General features: G+C 65.9%; 5 protein-coding genes and 1 pseudogene. 1 reads left to right on the top strand and 5 read right to left on the bottom strand.

Annotation, left to right across the window (positions count from 1 at the left end; translation table 11 throughout):
- Positions 1-114: 114 nt before the first annotated feature.
- Both ACFYYH_RS34345 and ACFYYH_RS34340 read right to left on the bottom strand, forming a co-directional pair.
- A protein-coding gene (locus tag ACFYYH_RS34345) for an IS5 family transposase (RefSeq protein WP_388559821.1) occupies positions 115-899 on the bottom strand; the annotation gives its coding sequence in 2 pieces (ribosomal slippage) (positions 115-551 and positions 551-899; 786 coding nt in all).
- 101 nt (positions 900-1,000) lie between these two features.
- Positions 1,001-1,915, bottom strand: coding sequence for a transposase family protein (locus tag ACFYYH_RS34340; RefSeq protein ID WP_388559818.1), 915 nt, complete (start codon positions 1,913-1,915; stop codon positions 1,001-1,003).
- 259 nt (positions 1,916-2,174) lie between these two features.
- Here ACFYYH_RS34340 and ACFYYH_RS34335 point away from each other — a divergent pair, with 259 nt between their 5' ends.
- Complete coding sequence (locus tag ACFYYH_RS34335) at positions 2,175-2,750, top strand: MFS transporter (protein ID WP_388559812.1); 576 nt, start codon at positions 2,175-2,177, stop codon at positions 2,748-2,750.
- Between the two features lie 160 nt (positions 2,751-2,910).
- Here the strand turns inward: ACFYYH_RS34335 and ACFYYH_RS34330 are convergent, their stop codons facing one another.
- The 3 genes and pseudogenes from ACFYYH_RS34330 to ACFYYH_RS34320 form a co-directional block, all read right to left on the bottom strand.
- Positions 2,911-4,746 (bottom strand): caspase domain-containing protein, encoded by a 1,836-nt coding sequence (locus tag ACFYYH_RS34330; protein WP_388559809.1) that lies wholly within the window; start codon positions 4,744-4,746, stop codon positions 2,911-2,913.
- On the bottom strand, positions 4,739-5,152 hold the full coding sequence (locus ACFYYH_RS34325; protein WP_388559815.1) for a hypothetical protein: 414 nt from the start codon (positions 5,150-5,152) through the stop codon (positions 4,739-4,741). Before ACFYYH_RS34325 ends, ACFYYH_RS34330 begins: the two co-directional genes overlap by 8 nt.
- Before the next feature lie 157 nt (positions 5,153-5,309).
- Positions 5,310-5,606 (bottom strand): annotated as a pseudogene (locus tag ACFYYH_RS34320) (transposase family protein); the annotation flags it as partial.
- Between the last annotated feature and the right edge of the window lie 736 nt (positions 5,607-6,342).

Below are 6,342 nucleotides of genomic sequence, written 5' to 3'. Positions count from 1 at the left end.
CTACGAACGCAAAGCCGAACACTTCCTCGCCTTCGTCGGCATAGCCGCAGCCCTCATCAACTACCGCCGACTCACCAAATGAAACGACGTCTAAGACGGCGTTAAGAAGTCATCTCATTTGGCGAGTCTGTGGTAGCAGATGAGGGTGCAGGCGAGGAAGTGGTCGGCTTTGCGTTCGTAGCGGCGGTGGAGGCGACGGCATCCGGCGAGCCAGGCCATGGTGCGTTCGATGGTCCAGCGGTGGCGGCCCAGCCGCTGGGAGGTTTCGACGCCCTTGCGGGCGATGCGGTGGGTGATGCGGCGCCCGCGTAACCATCGGCGCAGGTGGTTGTAGTCGTAGCCCTTGTCGCCGTGCAGCTTGGCCGGCCTTCGTCGACGTGGTCCACGCCGGGAACGGATCGGCGGTATGCCCTGCACCAGCGGAATCAGGGCCTGGCTGTCGTGCAGGTCCGCCGCGGAAATGCCAACGGACAGGGGCAGACCGGTCCGCTCAGTGATCAAGTGGATCTTCGAGCCGTACTTGCCCCGATCCACCGGATTCGGACCTGTCAGCTCCCCCTTTTCAGGGCCCGCACGTTCACCGAGTCGATCGCACACCGGGACCAGTCCAGCTCGCCACGGGCGCCGAGCTCGTCCAGCACCAGGCGATGGAGCCCGGCCCACACCCGCGCCCTCGACCACTCGGCGAAACGCCGGTGGGCCGTCGCTCCCGACGGCCCGAACGAGGCGGACGGCAGTTGCTGCCACGTGCAGCCCGACGTGGCCACGAACACGATCGCGGCCAGCACTTCCCGGTCCCCGTGCCGACGCCGACCGCCTCCTTGCCGCCGCGACGGCGCCTCCGGCACCACCCGCCGGAACAACCCCCACAGCTCATCCGGCACCAGCCACTCAACAATCCCCACACCTGAAGCATATCGAACAGCCCAAATGAGATGACGTCTTACGAGTTGGTGCGTGATAGCGGGTGGGTCGTGTTTCGCCTGGTCGTGACCTGTTTTCAGGCGTTGAGGGTACGGTCGGAGACGAGGCTGGCGATGGCGCGGTAGGTGTCGGGCAGGCGGTCGCGGCGGTGGGTCCAGCGCATCAGTTGTTTCCAGCGTTTGTGATCAGCGAGGGCATGCTCGACGGTGATGCGGTCGGAGGAGTGCCAGTGGCGGTCACGCTCCCACTGTTCGACTCTGCCGGGCAGTGCTCCCGGACGCGGTTTTCCGGGCGGTGTGATCGCTTGCCCGCGGTGGTCGCGGCTCAGGCCCAGGTAGCCGTCGTCCAGGAGTACCTCGACGTCGGGGAAGTGCTGGAAGCACACGGCGATGCCCTCGTTGCGCGCGGCCGTGGCATCGTGCATACGTCCAGGCCGCAGGGCATCGGTCCATAACGTGCGGCCACGCCGGTCGGCGACGACCGTGGCCTTCATCGTGTTCTGCTTCTTCTTCCCCGAGACGAACGCACGCCGGCCACCACGTCCGGCCGGTGGCCTGCGGACCTGGATCTCGGTGGCATCCAGGCGCAGCTCGATACCCTCGGCCTGGGCGTGGGCGAACACGTCCGCCAGCGTCCGTAATCGCAGACCGGGGCGGTCGGGGACCGCGCATCCCCGCTCGGCCAGGAGCGCACGTATCTCCGCGACCGCGCGGGTGACGGTGGAGCGGTCGACGCCGAACAGCAGGCCCAGCACCGAATGCGGCAGATCGTGCCGCAGATGGATCAGCGTGGCCACCAGCCGGTCGACGAACACCAGCCGGTGACGGGCGCCGGCACCGGCGGCCCGCTTCCTGGCCCCACCTCGTGCAGCATGGCGGCGGCCCTCGACGCCGGCCTGCCACGGCACGGCCAACTCCTCGGCCAGGCAGGCGAGATGACGCCGAGAGACCCCCGTGAACAGCCGATGCGCCAGCACCGCTCGATTGACCATGATCGCCACACACGGATCATGCCACCACCTGCAACGACACCCCACCCGGCTATCACGCACCAACTCGTAAGCCCGGAACTGCCCCTCTCGTTCAGTGGTCGGCGTGATCGCGAGCCACTGGGAACGCTGGTGCTCGGTGCTCGGCAGGCTGATCAAGGACACGCTCCGAGGAAGGCATTGACCGCTCTGCGGTCAGAAGGCACACCGCTTGCCGATGTCGTCCGTGACCTCCAGCTAACTGCTCACGGCGCCGCTGGCCGTGCTCTTCACCACCGTGAGCTATCTCGGCGCGGCCCTGCGGCTGACCGGTATCCGCAAGACCCCGGCGCCGCCCGCCCCGTCGCCCGGCCACGCGACCCGGCTCAGGGAGCAGATCGCCGAGGGCGTACGGCATGTCTTCGGCAACCGCGAGCTGAGGGCCCTCGCGCTGACCGCGGCCCTCGGCAACTTCGGCTCACAGATCATCAACACCATGCTGCCGGTCGTCTTCGTCCGCGAACTCGGCTACTCCGCAGGCGCGCTGGGCCTGTTCTGGGCGGTGGGCGGCGCCGGTCTGCTGATCGGCGCCCGCTGCGCCCGGCCCATCGCCGCCCGGCTCGGCTACGGCCCCACCCTCGGTATCGCCGGGCTCTGTCTGGCACCCGCCGGACTGCTCGTACCGCTCGTCGACCGCGGCCCCTGGCTCGTCCTGGCCGGGACCGGCTGGCTGCATCATCCGAGAACGCCACGATTCCCGAATCCCTGGAGGCCGCCAGGGCCGGAGGCCACCTCGCCGCCGCCCTTGTCCAGTGGTTCGTCTCCGGAGTGGTCGTCCGCATCCCCTGAGCTTCTCTGACACGGAGGCCGAGACTACGCGGCGGCAGAGCGGACAACGCCATCGCTTCGCGCGGTCGGGCAGCTAGCGGCCTCGGACGCAGCCTCGCCACAGGAGTCAAGGCCCACTTGACTCCGGGCGCGTTGCGGCATCGGAGGCGGTTGTGATGCTGGCCGTTCTGTCATTCGGCTTTACCTCGCGGCCAAATGACTCCTTCCTCGGTGCGAATTGCCAACCACTGACCCCGGACTGGCAATCCGACCACCTCCACGCGCTGGGCGCCGTCCGCACCGCGCGCGGTGTCGCGGTGGCGGACGTCCTTGCTGTAGAGATTGAGAATGGGCACCGAGACGATAGGGCTCGGCATGGGCGAGTCGGATGCGGGCGCTCCCCTCCGAGCCGGCGGGGCCAGGCGTGCGTTTTCGTCCCACAGCAGAGCCCATGGCGTCTTCACTGGCACAATGATTCCGTCGCCGGTGTGGACGTCTTCTGTCCGCCTTTCGATCAGCATCAGCATGGGGGTGACGGGGAGTGCGGGATCATGCAGGAGCCGGTGGACCTTGCGAAAATTCCGGGCGTCTTTGGCACGACCGAACGTTATTAAACCAGTGATGAAACCCGCCGCCGCGAATATAAAAGCGAGCCCCGTTCCTATGCCTATCGTCAACCAGGGCAAGGGGCCCTCTGCATGTGCGACCAGGTTCCCTTGCACGAAGGCTAGTGTCCCTAACACAAAACACATGAGCAGGTGGCGATACGCCGAGCTTGTGGCAGAGGCCAGGTGAGCGTAACCCTCGTCATCGGCCTCAGTTCCGGTGTCGGCGCGTTGCCGACCCGCAGACGGGACACTGGGCCACCGTCCCACAGCCTTTGCTCGAAGAAATCTTTGTACCTGCTCCTCTGTCCAACCGACCGTTCCCGCACCTTCGGGGAGTGTGAACTGTACTGCCGCGTCCAGTGCACTGCTCCAAATCCGGATCGGTTTTTTGCCCCGGACCTTGACGTGGAGACCGTCCCGGTAGGTTCTCGCACGTGAGTGGACCTGTGCCATGGCGGACGGACCGCTTGCTGCTTCGGCGATTTGATCCCGGTGCGTCGTCAATATCATCCGGCGTTGTGGGAGCATGACATGCAGAACACCGGTGAAATCACTCTCCGTCTGCAAAAGAGTTTGGTTTCCCCGGGGGTCGGTGAAGGTGGGGCGTATTTCAATCCCGTCGGTGACGCCATCGCCGCCCTGTGACGGCCCTGCTGCCTCCGGCTGCGCGCCGTCGGCAGGCCGCATCGACGGGTCCGGGCGTCGAGCCAGAGGAACGTGCCCGGCGCCGCCTGCGGCCTTCATGTGGGGAATCTGTCCGGAGGCACGGATCTGCTCATGCACATACGTGTAAACATCATAGACTGTGGCATAGCCGCCGTCCCCTGATGCGCCGAACCTCAGGGCCTCGATCAAGTACCGTGTGAAGGGACTGGCCGTCTGTTCGGTCTGGGCGTCGGAGGAGAGGCCCGCATGACTGGAACTGGTCATCACGAACCGGCCCCGTCCGGAGAGTTGGCCGGCAGGATCGGTGCCCTTGACCGTGGCTACACCGCTGAAGCAGCAGTCCAGGATCACGACAATCGACCGCGCCGCGCAGTCGTCGATCAGCTCGTTGATCAGTTCATGCCGTACCGAACGTGTCCGTAGCAGGGCAACGGTGGTGTCGCTCGCACAGAGCCGGAGCCTGTTCTGGAGATCCAGTCTGCCGTGCCCGCTGTAGTAGAGGAGGAGCTGCTCATGCGCCGTGGCACGCTCGAAGAATTTGGTCAGCTCGTCATTTATGTGGCCTGAGGCCCCGTTAACGATGCGCTTTACGGATCCCACCCGATGCAGCCCTGTGACAGGGTGTGTCAGGGCTTCGTGTAGCATGCGCACGTCGGTCACCGGGCCCATCAGCGGCCGCAGGTTCTTGGGGTCGTCCGGGAACTCTGAGTTGCCAATAAGGAGCGCTCGGTGAATGCGTTCAGGTTCAGCCATCGGAGCCAGACGCTGCTGAGGGAGACGGCTCCTCCGTCACCCGCGCATCGGCGATCACACGGAGACCATGTTCCAGCGCGGCCTGCAGAGCGGCGCTGTCCGCAGAGTCCACGGTGATCGCCACATCGCCTTCGCGGCCTTCGACGGTCCATGTCAGATGAACGGTCCGTCCTCGGTCACGGCCCAGCCAAGCGGTGAACGCCGCTACGACTCCGGCCACCACGCTAGGGCCGGTCAGGATCAACACCGTGTCCGAGAAGACACCTTTCGTTCCGGGAACGTTCTCAAGACGCTCCATGCGAACGAGGGAGCCAGCCTCTTCGAGCCCCTGGTGAAGCAGTCCGACCTGACGCAGCCATCGGTCGTCGTCTGAGGCGAAAACGCTGCTCTGTGGGGTAAAACACACCTCAAGCACTTCTTACCTCCCTGTGAATGGCCAGTAAGCGAACTGACTCTTACGCATGCACAGGAAAATCCTTAGCATCAACACAGTCTTCACTATGATGAGTTGATAAAGAACGGCCGGAATCGGCCACGCCCTGGCAGTAAGGGCTCGCAGAGAATCAACATGCGGGTTTGATCTTCGTGGGGCTGCTGTTCGCGAGGAACGCGGTGACGTCAGCGGGCGTCCGGAACCTGGCTGTCGAGGGTGGAATGGTGTAGCCGTGCTTGGCCAGGAGGGGCCGGACTTGGTGAATGGCTCTGGTGAGGGTGCTGCCGTTGACTCCGAAGAGCTGGGCGAGCAGGTCGCGGGGGCCGAGTTTGCGCAGGTAGAGGACGGCGGCCAGGACTCTGTCGGCAGTGGTCAGTTTGTCCTTGGCCCCTGCGCCGCGAGCGCGGACGCGTTCGCCTCCGCGCTGCCCCGTGGGCGCGGCAGCCGCACAGGTGCGGGTGCCCGTCAGGGCCCGGATGGTGGGCGAAGTGGCAGACCCGGTCGGTGTACAGCTTGGTAGTCAGTTGAAGGCCGCAGCCTCCGAACAACAGCCCGCACCAGAACGTGTCGTGCTTGTGACGGCGGCGGAAGGCGTCCAGCTCGATCGCCTCCAGCGGCAGCATCAGCGGCTCCTCCGAGTCCGTATCGCCCAGGACCGCCGTCTGAATCTGCCGCCTGTCACCACGCACCAGCCCCCGCCCTTCGTCCCAACTCATCGTGCCACCTTGAACGTTGGCTTCACAGACGATCGACGTGTTCAACGGCGTCGTACGCAGCGGGGCAGGCTCGACAGCAATGGCCGACCGTGCCAGCCTCCCGGGCGGCACGCTCCCTGAGCCCGCCGCAGCACAAGAGCCCGGGCGGCCTCAGATTCGCGGCGGCGCTGGACGCGGGCAATCTCGGTGGACCAAGTGCCCGAGCCCGGAGTGGTGGTGCGCCTGGTCGACTACCTGGTTGCTGAACAGGCGCCTGGCCGACGTCTCGCCGTAGCGGTCGATGTGGCCGAACACCACCTGGTGGTCCTTGAGTGCCCGCACCCGCCAGTTGCGCACCTGCTCGCGGGTCAGGTCCTAGTAGTGCTTGGTCATGTTGGTGCGAGGTCTGGCATGTCGCGGTGACAGGTGGGGCAGGCGCCGGTCCAGATCGCGAGGAGTATCTGCAGT

The sequence above is a fragment of the Streptomyces sp. NPDC002018 genome (assembly GCF_042890865.1).
Taxonomy (GTDB): domain Bacteria; phylum Actinomycetota; class Actinomycetes; order Streptomycetales; family Streptomycetaceae; genus Streptomyces.
Note: the sequence above shows the minus strand (reverse complement) of the source record. Positions and strands in the feature narration are given on the sequence as shown.